10 protein-coding genes are annotated in these 17861 nt (G+C 36.5%); 8 read left to right on the top strand and 2 right to left on the bottom strand.

Annotated elements, in window-relative coordinates:
- Positions 1-145 precede the first annotated feature (145 nt).
- The 3 genes from C7Y47_RS12890 to C7Y47_RS12880 all read left to right on the top strand — a co-directional run bounded on the left by C7Y47_RS12890 (position 146) and on the right by C7Y47_RS12880 (position 4677).
- Positions 146-2089 (top strand): N-acetylmuramoyl-L-alanine amidase, encoded by a 1944-nt coding sequence (locus C7Y47_RS12890; RefSeq protein ID WP_142509154.1) that lies wholly within the window; start codon positions 146-148, stop codon positions 2087-2089.
- 202 nt (positions 2090-2291) lie between these two features.
- Positions 2292-4187, top strand: a complete 1896-nt coding sequence (locus C7Y47_RS12885) for an N-acetylmuramoyl-L-alanine amidase (protein WP_142509153.1) — start codon at positions 2292-2294, stop codon at positions 4185-4187.
- 94 nt (positions 4188-4281) lie between these two features.
- Positions 4282-4677 carry a hypothetical protein gene (locus C7Y47_RS12880; RefSeq protein ID WP_142509152.1) on the top strand — a complete coding sequence of 132 codons (396 nt, stop codon included), beginning with the start codon at positions 4282-4284 and terminating at the stop codon, positions 4675-4677.
- 17 nt (positions 4678-4694) lie between these two features.
- Here C7Y47_RS12880 and C7Y47_RS12875 read toward each other — a convergent pair whose 3' ends face one another.
- Complete coding sequence (locus C7Y47_RS12875) at positions 4695-6620, bottom strand: S-layer homology domain-containing protein (protein ID WP_185903481.1); 1926 nt, start codon at positions 6618-6620, stop codon at positions 4695-4697.
- Positions 6621-7341: 721 nt separating this feature from the next.
- Here C7Y47_RS12875 and C7Y47_RS12870 point away from each other — a divergent pair.
- The gene (locus tag C7Y47_RS12870; RefSeq protein ID WP_142509150.1) at positions 7342-8625 is read left to right on the top strand and encodes an oligosaccharide repeat unit polymerase; all 1284 of its coding nucleotides are present in this window, start codon (positions 7342-7344) and stop codon (positions 8623-8625) included.
- Between the two features lie 209 nt (positions 8626-8834).
- On the opposite strand, the gene C7Y47_RS12865 is transcribed toward C7Y47_RS12870, so the two are convergent.
- The gene (locus C7Y47_RS12865; RefSeq protein WP_142509149.1) at positions 8835-10910 is read right to left on the bottom strand and encodes an S-layer homology domain-containing protein; all 2076 of its coding nucleotides are present in this window, start codon (positions 10908-10910) and stop codon (positions 8835-8837) included.
- A gap of 237 nt (positions 10911-11147) precedes the next feature.
- On the opposite strand from C7Y47_RS12865, the gene C7Y47_RS12860 reads away from it, so the two are divergent.
- The 4 genes from C7Y47_RS12860 (at position 11148) to murJ (ending at position 17524) form a co-directional block, all read left to right on the top strand.
- A complete protein-coding gene (locus tag C7Y47_RS12860; RefSeq protein ID WP_142509148.1) occupies positions 11148-13409 on the top strand; it encodes an S-layer homology domain-containing protein in 2262 nt (753 codons plus the stop codon).
- Positions 13410-13755: 346 nt separating this feature from the next.
- Positions 13756-14901 carry a polysaccharide pyruvyl transferase family protein gene (locus tag C7Y47_RS12855; protein WP_142509147.1) on the top strand — a complete coding sequence of 382 codons (1146 nt, stop codon included), beginning with the start codon at positions 13756-13758 and terminating at the stop codon, positions 14899-14901.
- Positions 14898-15998, top strand: a complete 1101-nt coding sequence (locus C7Y47_RS12850) for a glycosyltransferase (RefSeq protein WP_142509146.1) — start codon at positions 14898-14900, stop codon at positions 15996-15998. Before C7Y47_RS12855 ends, C7Y47_RS12850 begins: the two co-directional genes overlap by 4 nt.
- Positions 15995-17524, top strand: a complete 1530-nt coding sequence (murJ, locus tag C7Y47_RS12845; RefSeq protein ID WP_142509145.1) for a murein biosynthesis integral membrane protein MurJ — start codon at positions 15995-15997, stop codon at positions 17522-17524. The genes C7Y47_RS12850 and murJ overlap by 4 nt, the downstream gene beginning before the upstream one ends.
- Positions 17525-17861 lie beyond the last annotated feature (337 nt).

The following is a 17861-nucleotide window of genomic DNA, read 5'->3' as shown; positions in this document are numbered from 1 at the left end:
TTTGGTGCTTTAAATACTATGAGCATTGGTAGACTTAAATTCTATTATTTAGAATTTAAGTTGTAACACTTTCATCTATATGATAGTTTTACCTGTGAGATTTTGTTAATATTAATGGTAGAACAAGAAGGGAGGAAATAAGACATTGTATCTCAAGAAAATTTGTCTTATATTATGCGTCCTTTTCGTTTCTGCTTCAATGTTTACAATAAATAGTGCACAAGCAAGTGGCGGTTTTGTAGATGTTACGAACAAGGATGACGCATATGAAGAAATCAATTATTTAGTAAATTTAGGTGTTATTAAAGGGTATACAGAAAAGGGCAAAACGTATTATAAACCTAACAACACCGTAACGCGTGGACAAGTTGCCAAGATGGTTGTTGTTGCTTCAGGTAACAAGCCTCTAGTTGTCAATAAATCAAACTTCTCAGATGTAGCAGTCGGCACAGAGCTTTCAGGCTATGTGGAACGTGCTGTACAGCTAGGCTTCTTTAAAACAAATATCAAGGGACAATTCTTACCAAACAAACCTTTAACTCGTGATGAAATGAGTTATGTATTAACAAAAGCGTTTAAGCTCGATACAAGCGAATATGAAAAAACCGATTCTCCTTTTGTAGACGTAGGCATTAATCATCCGTACGTTTCATATGTGAATACGATTTACTATAATGGTATTACCAAGGGAAGTAATCAAAAGTATAATCCAAATGAACAAGTGACACGTAAACAGTTTGCGTTATTTGTAGCGCGTGCGAAAGAAGAAAAATACCGTTTAGATATCCCTGTTAAAGGTGTAGCTACACCTGATTCATCACAGGTTATTGGCTTAGTTTCTTCAACAACAGACGGATTAAATATTCGTAAATCAAAAGATTCTTCATCTACTGCTAATATTGTAGGAACTGTCAATAAAGGTGGAAAACTATCAGTATATGCAGTTGAGGGAGATTGGTTAAAAGTTTCCTATAAAGATACCTTTGCTTATATTTATAAAACGTATGCACAGTTTTTAGATGCAGATGGTAACGCATTAGGGAATGTCCAAAAGCAAGTTGCGACAACACAAAATATAAATCTTTACGTAAAACCAACCTCTTCATCAAAGGTTATTTCAACTGTGAATAGTAAAGTGAATTTACCTGTATATAAGACAGTAAGTGGTTACCATCTAACTGTAGTGAATGGTGTACCAGGCTATATCGTGGCTAATAGTACAACGGACGTTGAAGTAGAAAAACCTTCTACCCCAGATCCAACTCCGGCTCCAAAACCAGAGCCGAAACCAGAACCGAAACCAGATCCTACTCCACCAACAATTTCTGGGGATCTATTAGGTAGAGTGACAATTGACAATTTAAATATTCGTAAAGAAGCTAACTCTACTTCTGCGGTAGTAAGTATGCTAAAAAAAGGCGAATATGTTCAAGTGAACAGTATTAACGGTTATTGGGCACAAGTGACTTATCAAGGTCAAAAAGGGTATGTCCATAAATCTTATATAAAGCTACTAAATCAAAGTGGTAATCCGTTGAAAGGTCGAATTATCATTCTTGATCCAGGTCATGGCGGCAAGGACCCTGGAACTGTTGTAGGTTCTAATTCCGAAAAAGCTATTACATTAAAGGTCGGCACACTTGTGAAGCAAAAGCTAGAAGCTGCAGGCGCGAAGGTATCTATCACTCGTACAGGGGATACGTATCCGTCATTACAAGACCGCGTTGACTTTACAAATGCTAATTACGGTGAAATCTTCGTAAGTATCCATGTAAACTCAGCAGCAAATACTGCTGCACTAGGTACCGAAACATATTATGCAGTGTCAACAGGTGATATGTTTAATGAAGATATTGATTTAGCGACTTTTGTAAATAATCAAATTGTTAATAACTTAAATATGAAAAATCGTGGTGTTAAAAAAGAACAATATTATGTTATTCGCAACACGATTATTCCAGCTATCTTAGTTGAGCTAGGCTTTCTAACAAATAGCGAAGACCGAGCTAAAATGACGGATGATCAATATGTTGAGTTATTCGCTGAATCTATCTACAAAGGAATTTTAGAATATTACTCAAAACAATAATAATGAAGAGCTACATCATTCAATAGTAGGCGATGTAGCTCTTTTTGTTTGATTTAATACTTTGCGCTTTAAATAGTATGATTATTGTAGAATTGAATTCTATTATTTTAAATTTTGGTATAATAATTACATATGTGTAATAGTTTTACCTAGGAAATTTTGTTAATATTAGTGGTAGAACAAGAAGGGAGGAAATAAGACATTGTATCTCAAGAAAATTAGTCTTATATTATGCGTCCTTTTCGTTTCTACTTCAATGTTTACAATACATAGTGCACAAGCAAGTGGCGGATTTGTAGATGTTACGAACAAGGATGACGCATATGAAGAAATCAATTATTTAGTAAATTTAGGTGTTATTAAAGGGTATACAGAAAAGGGCAAAACGTATTATAAACCTAACAACACCGTAACGCGTGGACAAGTTGCCAAGATGGTTGTTGTGGCATCAGGCAAAAAGCCACTAGTTGTTAATAAATCAAGCTTCACGGATGTAACGGCCGGCACGGAGCTTTCAGGCTATGTAGAACGCGCTATACAGTCTGGTCTCTTTAAAACAAATACAAAGGGACAATTTTTGCCAAACAAACCTTTAACTCGTGATGAAATGAGTTATGTGTTAACAAACGCGTTTAAGCTCGATATAAGTGAGCATGAAAATATCGATTCTCCTTTTGTAGACGTAGGCATTAACCATCCATACGTTTCATATGTGAATACGATTTACTATAATGGTATTACCAAGGGAAGTAATCAAAATTATAATCCAAATGAACAAGTGACACGTAAACAGTTTGCGTTATTTGTAGCGCGTGCGAAAGAAGAAAAATATCGCTTAGATATCCCTGTTAAAGGTGTAGCTGTACCTGATTCATCACAGGTCATTGGCTTAGTTTCTGCAACAACTGACGGATTAAATATTCGTAAATCCAAGGATTCTTCATCTACTACTAATATAGTAGGTACAGTAAACAAAGGTGGTCAACTATCAGTCTATGCAGTTGAAGGAGATTGGTTAAAAGTTTCCTATAAAGATACCTTTGCTTATATTTATAAAACATATACACAGTTTCTAGATGCAGATGGTAACGCATTAGGGAATATCCAAAAGCAAGTAGCGACAACACAAAATATTAATCTTTACGCAAAACCAACCTCTTCATCAAAGGTAATTTCAACTGTGAATAGTAAAATGAATTTACCTGTTTATAAGACGGTAAGTGGTTACCATCTAACTGTAGTGAACGGTGTACCTGGTTATATCGTGGCTAATAGTACAGCGGACGTTGAGGTGGAAAAGCCTTCTACTCCAGATCCAACACCACCTATAGTTTCTGGGGATCTATTAGGTCGGGTGACAGTTGATAATTTAAATATTCGCCAAGAAGCTAATGCTACATCTGCGGTAGTAAGTAAGCTGAAAAAGGGCGATTATGTTCAAGTGAACAGTATTAACGGTTATTGGGCACAAGTTACTTATCAAGGTCAAACAGGGTATGTCCATAAATCTTATATAAAGCTATTAAATCAAAATGGTAATCCGGTAAAAGATCGAATTATCATTATTGATCCAGGTCATGGTGGTAGTGACCCGGGAACTTCTTATGGTTCTATTACAGAAAAAGACATTACATTAAAGGTTAGTACTCTTGTCAAGGGAAAACTGGAGGCTGCAGGGGCAAAGGTATTGATGCCTCGTACTGGAGATACGTTCTCTCCGCCACAAAAACATATTGACTTTGCACATGATAATTACGGCGAAATCTTCGTTAGTATCCATGTTAACTCTGCAGATAGTACTAAAGCAAAAGGTACCGAAACGTATTACGCTAAAACACCGGGTGATATGTATCAAGAAGATATTGAACTTGCGACATTTGTAAACAACCAAATTGTTAAAAACGTAAATATGGAAAATCGTAAGGTCAGACAAAAGAATTACACCGTAGTTGCTAATACGATTATTCCATCCATTCTAGTCGAGCTAGGCTTCCTAACAAATAGTGAAGACCGTGCTAAGTTGACAGATGATAAATATCTTGAGTTATTTGCGGAATCCATCTACAAAGGGATTTTAGAATATTACTCAAAACAATAAACAAAGAGCTACAGCGATCAAAAGTAAACGCTGTAGCTCTTTTTGTTTAATGGGTTTGGTATTTTAGCGGCGGAACACACAGTTTTGCGGCGAAATGAACACTTTTAGCGGCGGAACACACAGTTTTAGAACCGCGAACATCGCTGATAGAACCGCAAACATCGCTGATAGAACCGCAAACATCGCTGAAAGAACCGCGAACATCGCTGAAAGAACCGCAAACATCGCTGAAAGAACCGCGAACATCGCTGATAGAACCGCAAACATCGCTGAAAGAACCGCGAACATCGCTGATAGAATCGCGAACATCGTTGATAAAACCACGAACATCGCTGATAGAATCGCGAAAAAGCTTGTTAGCAGCGAAACTTTATGGTTTAGCGGCGTTCTTTGCTTGGTTGGCGGTGCAATTCTATGGTTTAGCGGCGTTCTTTGTGTGGTTGGCGGCGAAACTCAAAGTTTTAGCGGCGCAACGAACTTCAACCGGTGATACCTATCCCTTAGTAGCTATTTTGAATTTGCATGAAGTGTTCTATTTACGAATTGAGCAAAGTTTTGACGTGTTACTGTACCATTTGGTTTAAATGTCTTGTCGGCATAGCCTGTAGTGATGCCAAGTGAATATAAGGCTTGGACATCTTTATAATAAGCATGAGATGTCGGCACATCTAAGAAAGTATTATTTGTGTAACCTTGTAGCTTGAAGCCGTTGACAAGTGCTCGTGCCATGACAGCGCGGGTCATTGGTTGGTGGGCATTGATTTTGCCATTTTCTACTGCAATAATGCCGTAGCGTAAGCCTGTTGCTAAAACAGCATAGCCATAATCACCTGCTTTGATGTCACTTGCATTTAAGGTAGCTGAGCTTGATGCTGGAACCCCTAATGCTCGCAAAATCATTTCTGTTGCTTGTAGGCGAGTTAATGTCCCCTGTGGATTAAATTTCCCATTAGTTCCTTTCACAATGCCTAATGCATATAAGTTTTTAATATCAAAATAGGCACCATTCGATGAAGATACATCTGGGAAAAATGGAGCGGAAGCAATTGTCGCTTTGTTGGAACCTTTTGCGCGCGTGAGCGTTTTAATTTCTGCAATCGTTGCAAATTTTTCATCAGCATTTTTGCGATCATCGCGCCCCCCTATAAAGGATGTACGTATCGTATATGTTCCGGTAGCTAAATTACCAGGCATAGTAATCTGATATTTTTCCACATGGGTACTAATATCTTTTTGATCGGCATTGACTGTTGTGGAATCAGCAGCAAGTCCTGGAATATAACGTTCATGTCCAATACCAACAACTTTATCGTTTGCGTCTAAAATTTCTACTTTCAATGTACCGCGTGCAGGCACATTACCATTGTTTTTAACCGTTACAGTGGAGTAGAAAACAAATTTACCAGACGGTGCTACATAACTTTGCACCCCGTCAGAGTAAAGCGAAAGGTTATAACGGCGGGGCACATAGCCATTATGTTTTTCGGCTACCCAATTTAAAGCATGCTTCATAAATACTTGTGCATCCTTGTCACCATTAGTTGTTATATAAGCAGCACCATTTTCGTTATCCTGCCAATCCGTTTGATCATTAATATTTATATAATCATAGATTTTGAATCCAATTTGAACAACTCTGCCTTTTCCGTATTCAATCGCATGGGCTGCGCCAAATTCATTTTTTTTCATTGTTTTAGGTTTGTCTGTGTAATTGTAATCTGAGAAATATAAAATAGGTGTTGCAGATCCACCTTGCCAAGGCTTCATGACTTCTACCCAATCACGATCTGTTTTTGTTAGATTAAGCTTGCTTTTGCCAAGCTCTTTTGTTGTATTTTGAATAATTGGATGAACAGTATTTATATTGCTTATTGTAGAATTTCCTAACACAATATCGTCAATAAAACGGGAATTAAAGACTTCAGTTAAATTATCCCACTCCATTACCCAAGAATCGACATCGTAGATCAATGGAGAGAGATCCATTTGACCGAGTTTAGGGAATTTTGTAGATTCATTACGGGCTGTTTGGAAGGCAAAAATTGCACCACCGCCATTTCGGACGTACATTTTGACATTTTCGCGTTGCTGATGATTCATCATGACTGTATAGGCAAAAACGATTGCATCATATTGACTTAAACTTTCTAAATTATTTAAGTCTTTCTCATAAATTTTCTCTACATGGAAGCCTTGTTGCTGATAGAGAAGAAAAGCTTTTAGTTCCTTATTATATGTGGAGCTATAGTCAACCTTTTCAGAAACACGTTTGCCATTAAATGTTCCACCAGGGTGTGTTGTATTGGCATATTTTTCACTACTTTCAGAGAAAACGACACCGATTTTCTGTGCTGCTTTAGCTTGTGTTGGTGCTAAAAAAACTACGAGCATAAAAGAGCATGCTAAGAGTAGTGAAACGAATAATTTCTTCATAAAATCCACATCCTTATTTTTGTACTTTTCTTCAATTACGCGATTGCGTGCTAATTTTGAATTGTGCTTAAGCCATGAAATTTGCATTACTTAGTTATCATACAACTAAATAATGGATAAAACATTAAAAGTTGGTTATTATCGTATGGCGATTTGAAATAGATTGTCGATTTGAGGCTAAAATTGTGTTGTCAGAGCAAAGAGGGACAACAGTTGAGGAAATTTATGCAGTTAATTTTGGGTATAAACTCGTAATTTCGTTCATCACCAAAAGTTGTAGATGACTTTTGTTAAAACGTCTACTATGTAAATAGTTGATTAGAGTGGAGGCTGGGCGACTCCTCGGGGATCAGCGTCAAAGATGAGACCCTGCAGCGCAGCGGATGTTTTCTGTGCGAAAGCGCAGTGTTAACGTAGCGGCAGCAAATGTTTTGACTGTGCGAAAGCGTAGCGACAGCAACACCAAAAGCGGCTCATCGGACGCCCCCAGGAAAGCGCCCAGTTGGAACGGAAATCAACTACACGTTTTGGTGATGATCACGTAATTTAGGGAAAAAAGAAAAATATTGCATAATTTTATGTAAAATCAATTCATTCCTTTCTATAAGTCTACCTGTATTTATGATATAATAACTCTTGTTTTGCTTAGTAAATAAAAGAATAAACAATTTTGATTCGCGATAGAGGAGGGCAATCACATCTTCTGAGATGTATGACATTTATGAATAAACTGAAACAAACTTTTGCAAAGGTCAACAAAATTGATACGTTTTCGCCGTATTTCTTTTTACCTTTTATATTAATGCTCTATTTCTTTACAAGTCTATTTGATTTTCACCGATTTGAATTATTTAATTTACGAGTATCAATTTGGCCAGCAGTATTTTTAGCAGTAATATGCTATTACATTGGTGTGTATATTATTGATAAGTTACAATGGACAATCCCATCATTTGGTTTATCCTTCTTAGGGAAATATGTTGTTCATTTTATCGTATTTTTAACTTTACTTGGTTTAGTTGCATATGTATTAATGATGATTAAAGGTGGTGGATTAGGAATTTCTGATGAATCTAATCGACGTAACCTTGATCCAAAATTAAACTTCTTTGCTCAATTATTATGGTATGGCATTTTACTATTATTATCATATAAAATGATTTTAGAAAAAAATATAACATGGAAAAAAACATTAATCTACGGCTCCATTTATGCTGCAGTAATGTTCTTATTCCTATTAATGGGTTACCGTACACCATTAATTATTATGTTATTTACTGGTATTATCATTTTCCATTATGTTGTAAAACGAGTGAAATTAACATGGTTCCTTACAGCTCTGTTTGTGATCGGGGTAGCCTTCTCAATGTTTGGCTTCCTTCGTGTTGTATCAGAGGATACAACGAAAGAATTTAATAGCCGCGAACAACCAGATGTAGAATTGACTGAAACAGAAAAGGAAAAGCTGTTATCAGTAGAGCAGCAAGTTAACTTAACACCAAAATGGATTCGTTCAATAAATGGTGAGAGTGTAACAGGCCATATTGTTTTAAGTAAAATTATCGAATATACGCAGGAGGAAGGTTACCTAAATGGGGAAATCCATGGTGGTATCTTTAGTACAATTTTACCAGGTGAACAAGTTTCACCACGTATGAGAGTAACAGAAGTTGTAAACTCTCTAGCTGAATCTGAAGGTAAATATATTACACGTCCTAACAGAACAACAACACCAACATTTATTGGTCAATTATTCTTAGACGGTGGTTATCTGCTTGTAGCGATAGGCTTCTTCTTATATGGTGTATTAATCTCATTAATTTATAATAAAGTAAAGCAAGGCGGTATTCGTAGCTTCCATTCGGTAGCTTATGCATTTGTCATTACCGTATTTACAGTGTCTATGCATACAGGCTTACTTGATTTAATCTTTATTTTAATGCTTGGCTTTGTCATAATTGCGTCAGCGATTATTAAAACAGATAAGAAAAAGCTTTCATATTAACAATAATAGAGATGTCTCAAATGTTATTTGAGGCATCTCTTTTTCATTAGGGTGTTCCTAAGGCAGGTGGATGTCGATAAAATTCAGAAGTTGGATGACATTTGTTTTGCCGAAAAACCATATTATATTTAATGCGACACCTTAACATTGCCATAATAGCTTTTCAACAACATAAAAAGTCGCCCTACGTTATAGGACGACTTCTTTTTTTATTTTACTGAATTGATCACTTGTACATAGTCTTTGCTAACGAAAGCTTTTCCTGTATACAGTTTATCAGAAAGGACCTCATACCAGCCGTTTGTCGCAGAGCTTGTGATGATCACAGGCATGCCACTTCGTGCATATGTGAATAGTGGGCTAAAGCTAGTAGCTGCGCCTGTACGAACGTTTAAGCCGGTTGTTGTTGTTATACCGATTGTGTATGGATTTTTGGCATCCTTAAAGCCTAATGCTTTTTCAGCACGGTAATAGTGTCCTGCAATTTTTGCGCCCCAGTATGGATCAGAAGCGTATTTCACGTTAAAGCCAAGAGCTTTTGAACCTACTACTGCACCATTCGCAAAGTTTCTACCAGGTGAACCCCCTGGAGTAATGTAGTTTGGCTGTAGGAATTTTTCAACAAGCTCATTGATATTGTCAACTACACTATCAAACTTTTTGTTTTTTGGGTTCGTATCAGTCACGTACAAACCAAATAAGTTGTTTAAGTCTTGTGCCTGATTACTCATGCCATAAGCACTCTCATGCTGAGCAAGTGCCAAAACAAGCATTGCGTTAATTTGAGATTTTTCTTCCACATCTTTCAATGTTTTCCCTAAACCTATTAACTTACTTTTCTTTGTAGCATCTTTATAACTGCTAACTCCTGTACTCTCAACCTCTGCTAGCTTATTCATTATATAAGCATCTAGTTCTTGTGCCGTATATTGTGTTTGGGCACGGGCAGGTAAAAATTGATAATAGTTATAGGCCTCACCTTTAGAGGAGCCGTTGCCGTTTGTGAAATAAATACCGTCCCAGCTATAGTATTTTTCGCCTTGCTTCATAAATGATGGCGCTTTTCCGAAAACATAGCTAGAAGAATACTTATTTGTGTTGTAATCGTAAAGTGTGTGCTTAATTTCACCATTCACATTTTCATAGTAAGAACGACCTTTGCTCATTGAAAATGGGATTAATGTAACATCAGCGTGTTTTAAGTAGCCGACTTGACCAGCTAATCGAACTTTTACTTGTGTTGCATCACTGCTGAGGTATTCCATTTCTGTATTAGCCGCAACCCCAAGCGAGTCATTAATTGTTTCAGATTTTAGTGCTACATAATTATTTGTAACAACATAGCCTGAAGGCATTTTCACAATTTTATCACTTTGGACAATAACCTGAGTGTTTTTTGTCACAGCTTTTTCAGCAGCTTCGAAGGTAGAGAAACCTTGATTACCAACTAATGTGCCGTTTGAAATTTCCTTAACAGCATATTTAGAAGATCCGGTATTTGTATCGCCACCGTTTGAATTACCACCGTTAGTATTGCCGCCGTTAGTATTGCCATCGTTAGTATTACCGCCGTTAGTGTTACCACCGTTAGTGTTGCCACCGTTTGAATTACCACCATTAGTATTACCGCCGCTAGTGTTGCCACCGTTAGTATTACCACTGTTTGAATTGCCATCGTTTGGATCACCAGCAAGTTGCATTAGACGGACAATAAACGAAGATGCTTGTCCAATTGTTGCATTTTTTTTAGGCATAAAGTAACCATTATCGCCTTTAATGATTTCTAGTTTTGCACCTATAGCTACTGCTTGACGGTAGTCTTTTATTATAGCTGCATTGTCCTTAAAGGTAATAGTAGAAGTACCTTTAGGAATGTTTAAATAATCGATAGCTCTCTCAAGCATAACCGCCATATGCTGTCTTGAAACAGCGGCATTAGGCTTAAATGAACCATCTCCGTAACCTGTAATAATGCCAGCTGAAGCAGCAAGCTTAATATCCTTTGCATGTACATATGTATCTGGGACATCTTTAAAGACTATGTCGCTAGTCGCTTCAAGATTCATGGCTTTAGTTAAATAAGAAGCAAACTCTCCGCGTGTCACATTGGCATCTGGACGATAACTTCCTTTTGCATCTTTTATTAATGCATTTTTGGAAATTAAATAACGAAGACCCGGTTCATGTGAATGCCCTGTTAGTTCATCAGCAGATGCCAGTTGAGGTTGCCAAAAAAGCATGCCGATTACTGTCATGAGCAAAGCGATGATTGATAGTTTTTTCATATTATACCCTCCTAGACTTCTACATCATTTTACCAAAGTTATAGAGTAACGATAAGGGTCAAATGTTAGAAAAATCATAAAATGAGACTATATAAATAGTTTTCATGACAATTCATATAAAACTGGAAAATAGCATAAATGTTCCATGGATATTTTGTCATATTTTTGATAGTGTTGTAGAAGTAAAACATGTGAAGGGAGAGTTGAAGGCTCCATTTTATTCAGGAGCGCAAAAAAATGAAAAAAATAGCGAAAAATTTACTAGTTCTAGTTGTATTATTGTCAATGGTTGTTAGTCCGTTAAATGCCTATGCTGCCCAAACGGTCAAAAAGGAATATAAATTGTCACATGGTGTGCAGTATAAACAATATACATACAGCAGTACCAAAACAAATTCTATTAATCATCTTGCTATTAATGTAGACGAAACGACGGAAGTACAATTAGGTATGCCCGCGAATGTCAATGGCAGAGAATCGACAGTAGCAAATGCTAATCGTAATTCACGCGAGGGGAATCGTGTAGTTGGTGCTATTAATGCAAGTTTCTTCGATATGTCAGCAGGTTTCCCATTATTTTTACTAAGTAAAGATAATGTTATTTTAAACGGTGGTGCTGTTTCAAACGGCTCCGATGAATATATGAATGTCCCTACAGCTTTTGGTGTTTCTCCAGATGGCAGTGGTGTCATTGACTATTTTGATTTTAATGTAACCCTTTCTCACAAAGGTAAAGACTATAAAATGACAGGGATGAATCGTGCACGTAATATATATGAAGGGATTGTTTACACACCACAATTTTATAGTAAAACAACAAATACAAATGAATATGGTTTTGAAATCGTAGTAGATACAGGAGCTCCGATTACTGAAAATAAATTTGGTCAAACATTGACAGGTAAAGTTACACAAATTACACCTTATGGATCAAAAGAAAAAATATCCATCCCTTCAACTGGCTTTGTCGTATCATTACAAGGTGGGGATTGGCACAGTAAGCTAAACCAAATTGCAGTTGGAGATGAGTTGAGTGTTAACTTCGCTATTGATAAGCAATGGCAGGATGCAAAATTTATCATGGCAAGTGGTCCGTATTTAGTAAAAGATAATAAACCTTACATTATGATGAGCACATCTAGTAAGCGTGCAACAGAGGTTACAGCACGTACTATTGTGGCGACAAGTAATAATGGAAAAACAGTTCACTTTATTACGGTTGATGGAAAACAGAAACATAGCGCAGGGATGAATATGGTTCAACTTGCGAACTATTTAGTGTCGCTTGGTGTTGATCGAGCAATTAACTTAGATGGTGGCGGCTCAACAACGATGGGTATTCGAAATTACGGTAATAATAATGTCGTATTAGCGAACCTACCATTAAATGCAGGCAATGCGCAACGTCTTGTGTCCGCAACATTACAAGCCGTAAGTACGGCACCAACTGGCAAAGGAAAATATATTAAATATACGAATAGTACAAGCTATGCAACTCTTTTAGCAGGTGCTTCGTCTAGTATAGCAGTACAATATATTTTAGATGAAAACTATAATGCGCTACCATTAGACGGTCATGTATCGCTAACATCTGAGAATAATACTTTAAAAGTTAACGGCTTGAACTATACTTCAACGACAGCTGCCAATGATCGCATTATCATCAACCACGATGGCACACCTGTTGAATCATTCCAAGTGAAAGTAGTAGATGCTCCAGCAACAATGGACATTGCACCAAAGTCAAAAACAGTAGGAGCAGGCGAAACTGTTAAATTTACTATGGATGCAAAGGATGACGGTGGCAAACCGCTAGTTTACAATGCATCACAGGTGAAATGGTCTGTAGAAGGTAATATCGGTACGATCACTAGTGATGGTAAGTTTACAGCTAAAAACCCAGGTGCTACTGGTAAAGTAGTAGCGACTTTAGGAACAAAACGTGTAGAGGCTGCTGTAACTGTAGCACAAGCTGAGTTGTTTAAAGATATTCCAAGTAACTATGTGTACTATAAAGAAATTGAGTATTTAACAAAAAATAATATTATTACAGGTCATCCAGATGGCACATTTAGACCAAATGACAAACTTACACGTGCACATGCAGCAGTTATTATTAGTCGCGCACTGGATTTAAAAACATCAAACGTCAAAAATCCAGGCTTTAAGGATATTCCTGCGAATCACATATATTATAAACAAATCGCAGCTGTAGTTGAGTCTGGCATTATGAGCGGTAAGGGCAATAATGTCTTTGATCCTGATGCTACTTTAACTCGTGCACAAATGGCGAAGGTTGTAGCTTTAGCTTATAATCTAAAAGGAACAAGCAGCACTAACTTTAAAGATGTATCGAAGGATTATTGGGCATACACATATGTTCAACAGTTAGCTGCAAACAAAATTACAACTGGTTATGGTGATAACACCTTTAAGCCAGATGAAGCGATTAGTCGCGCTCATTTCGGATTATTCCTTTATAGAGCAATTAATCAATAATTGTCGTCCTTAAAGAATGGCTTAGCATTTAAAAAATAGCAAACTAGTCGTGTTACCTAGTTTGCTATTTTTCTCTTTTAAATAAAAAGGTTATTGATTGGGACCTTGCAATTAAATATTTAATTGATATTTATTGAAACCGTATAAGTTGATTAACGGCTCAACGGACGCTCTAAGGAAGCGCCTAGCCGCAACGGAAATCAACCTTACGTTATGTTGATGAGCGAACATATCACAAGATTAGTAGCAACTTTTGAAGCTCATCTTATATTTACTATTTTTAAAAGAACGTAAATGTGCAATTGTGGTATAATCTCAGTATTAAAAAGTAAAAGGATGTTTTTTAATGAAAATAGGCATTGTGGGGAATTACGGCAATGATAATAATGGTGATGAATCAATATTATACGGCATTCTTCAACAAGTAAAACAAACATTTTCGGTAACTAATGATGACATTACCGTTTTTAGTAATAACACACAACAAACATCCGAACGTTATGGGGTACATAGCTATCCATTGTATTACAGGAAGAGTAATTTATTTAAAACGTTTATCCATACCTATAAAAATAATAAACAATATGTATCAACATTTGACCTCCTCATCATTGGTGGTGGTGGTATTTTAATGGATTTTTATAAACGTGAGGCTCACCTGTATGGAGCGTATGCAATGATGGCAAAGCAAAGTAATGTTCCCTACATTATTTACGGATGTGGCGCTGGACCACTTGATACGATTTCTGGGAAAATTAGTATTCGCGCAATGTGTCGTTATGCAGCAAATATCTCTGTACGTGATCCCCAGTCTAAAAAGCTTTTGCAAAGTATTGGGGTGAAAAAGCCAATAGATATTATTGGTGATCCTGCATTTACATTAAAAGGTGATCGTCAACATTACGCCGAAAAACCAATTAAAATAGGTGTATCAGCGGTTCCGTACTATAATGCAAACTATTGGCCAGAAGGAAATGTTGAAAAATATGATGCGTATGTTACAGGTATGGCGAAAAATTTAGATCATGTAATCTCTGAGCATAATGTCGAAATTACATTCTTTGCCACAAAATACCCGCAGGACGTCACTGTGACGAAGGATATTCAGAAAAAAATGCAACAACGTGCACACACAAAAATTATTGATGAAAATTTGGTGCCGGAGCGATTACTTGATGTAACTGAGGAACAGGATATTATTATCGGTACACGTCTGCACTCGCTTATTTTAGCAACAAATTCAGAAACTCCGATTATTGCGATATCCTATCATACAAAAGTACAAGATTTTATGTCCTTTGTAGGCGTATCAGATCGTTGCTTACAAATGCAGGATATAGAGGATGATGTGAAGGCTCTAGCCACATTAGTTGGCAAACTAAGTAGTAATTGGGACCAGTCGATTGCGGAGACGAAACAAATTGCTACCCATATTCATAAAGAGGCCATGCGTGGTCAGGAATTAATGAAAAAGGCAGTGACACGTCTATGAAAAAAATACTCGTCATTAGTAATATGTATCCAACATCTGATCATTTATCATTCGGTATTTTTGTGAAAAACCAAGTCACTGCTCTTGAAAAAGCAGGACTAGACGTAGATATATCTGTAAATACTAATCCGGCAACCGGTAAGAAGAACACCATTATGAAATATACAAAATGGGGTTTATCGACATTGATGAAAGGCTTAAAAAACAGAAAGTCTATTGATGTCACACATGCACATTATGTGTTTCCATCTGGTATGCTGTCGCTCCTATTAAAGAAAATGTTTGGTATACCATTTATCGTTACTGCTCATGGTGGTGATATTGAGCGCATGGCGAAGAAGAACGCAAGAATTCGCAATTGGACAGAGAGTATTTTACGTGAAAGTGAACATATTATCGCAGTAGGTCCTGTCTTAGCTCAACAAATTGAACAAGATTTTGGGATTGAAAAAGGTAAAATCTCTGTCGTTAGCATGGGTGTTAATCGTGAGGTTTTCACAAAAGGAAATCAAGTGGCAGTGTGCAAAGAACTGCAATTAGCTACTGAGCCATTCAGATTTTTATTTGTAGGAAATGTTATAAAACAAAAGGGCGTTGAAGAGCTGTTACAGGCTTTCCAAATGTTAAAAACAAAAGTATCTCGGCCTTTAGAGTTAAATATTGTAGGTTCTAGAAGAGACCAGGCATTTTTCCAATCATTGCAACCATTAATCAGTGAAGACGTCAAATTTATAGATCCACTAAAACAACAAGAACTAGTAAAGTGGTTCCAAGCAAGTGATGTCTTTGTATTACCATCCCATTTAGAAGGTTTTGGATTAGTGGCATTAGAGGCATTAGCGACAGATACACCTGTTATTGCTTCAAATGTAGGCGGACTTGTATCTTTGCTTGGAGAGGGCGCAGGGCATTTAGTGGAGCCCGAAAATGCGATGGTTTTATCTGAGGAGATGCTGCGTGCCGTGAACACGCCAAAAGAACAATATATGAATCGTGAAGCGATCAACGAAGTATTAAACATTCACGATGAAAAAAATATAACAGCTCGTTGTATAGATATTTATAAGTCGGCCATTGAAGGTAGGGATGGCCTATGAATAAATTTATAAAAATAGTTGGGGCAGTTGCGATTATTAATGTCGTGGCCCGTGTATTCGGATTTTTACGTGAAATGATTATCGGATACTACTATGGAAGTACCCATATTGCTGATAGTATTTTCACAGCTTACACAATTCCAAACTTTTTATATCTAGTCGTAGGTGGTGCATTTACTACTGCTGTTATCTCAATTTATAATCGGGAAACAACGGATCGTGCGCTATTTGTTAAACAGTCCTTCACAATTGTCTTGTTAACGGTTTCAATAATGACAATTCTAATGTTAGCGTTTACTAACCCTATTATGGAGATGTTTAACCAAAGTAAAAATAAAAAGACGTTTAGTCAAAGTGAGTTAGATTTAGCTAAAAATCTATATTATTGGATGATGCCTTCGTCAATTTTACTCGTATTGTCCTCATGGTATAGTGGATTGCTAAACGCAAATCAAAAATTCCATTTGTCTAGCTTTGCAATTTTAATTTATAATGCAATCTTTTTAGTGATTGCTGTAGGTTTAGCCTATTTTATCGGTCCAATTGGATATGGTATTAGTGCATTAGTCAGTGCAGCAATAATGGTATATTTCCTGATTATTGGATATCGTAAGTTGGATTCATTTAAGGTTGGTTTTTCATTTGAACGAAATATTGCATCAAAGCAATTGTGGATAATGACTTTACCGATTATGCTCGGTGGGGCAACCATTCAAATTTATGCATTATTACAGCGTGTTTTTGCAGGAATGTTATCTGAAGGGGCAGTAGCTGCTGTAAACTATGCCTCAAGACTTATGCAATTCCCGCAAGCAATTTTAATTACAGCAGTAACGACAGTTATCTTTCCAATTTTGAGTCAAAAAGAAGCAGAGAATGACCTTACTTCCATTAAAAGCTTATACTCAAAAGGGCTACATTATCTATTGTTGTTACTTTATCCTGTAACAGTCTACTCATATTTTTATGCAGAGAATCTTGTGCAGGTTGTTTATGAACGTGGTAATTTTGATGCAATTTCAACTGCAATTACTACACCAGTACTGGCAATCTTCTGTTTATCGATGTATTTTTTAGCTGCAAACGGGTATATAACGCGCTTTTATTATGCAAAGGGTGACTCAATGGCACCTGTTATCTTCAGCTTAATAAATGTATTTGTTATTAACATTGCCGTTATTATGTTACTTGTTGATAAGTGTGGAGCAGAAGCAATTGCATGGGGTACATTAGTGAGTTCAGTAACAAACTTTATTATGCTAATTATTTATGCAGCCTATAAATATGACTTGAAAATGGGGATTTTTAGCAAAGAGCTGCAATTTTTCAGATCAGTTCCGCCAATGATTATTATCACGATTGTTTTGTATTTTTCAAGCAAGTTTTTAGTATTTGACAACATATGGATAACTTTTATTGTAGGCCTTGTTATTTTTAGTGCAGTAGTTGTTGGCTCGTACTTATTATTTGGCGTGAAAGAAGTAAAAGAATTTAGTGATAAACTAAAACGGAAATATTTAAAATAATGGGGAAAAGTGGGTATCTTAGAAAGCACTGGATACCCACTTTTTTTATTTTTCAGGTGTGTTGATATGCTTATTGTTGTTCGATAAGGAATTTTACTAAGGTGCTCCCATTAGGCCCCAGTGGAAAAGCGAGTAGCCTTTAGTGGATAGCAGTGTCCTCTATTTAAATCGAGTGGAAAAAAGGTCATTAACACACCTGTTTTTGTCAAAACTCGATTGGACATTATAAGCACTATCTGCAAAAAACTTGTTATATTTATAATATTTTATAGTGAAAAAATAGGAGCTGTATTATAATTAGTTTTATTAATAGTGGTATTTTTTATGAACATATGGA

The organism is Lysinibacillus sphaericus (assembly GCF_006864135.1).
GTDB lineage: Bacteria > Bacillota > Bacilli > Bacillales_A > Planococcaceae > Lysinibacillus.
This window is presented reverse-complemented; position numbering and strand designations above follow the sequence as displayed.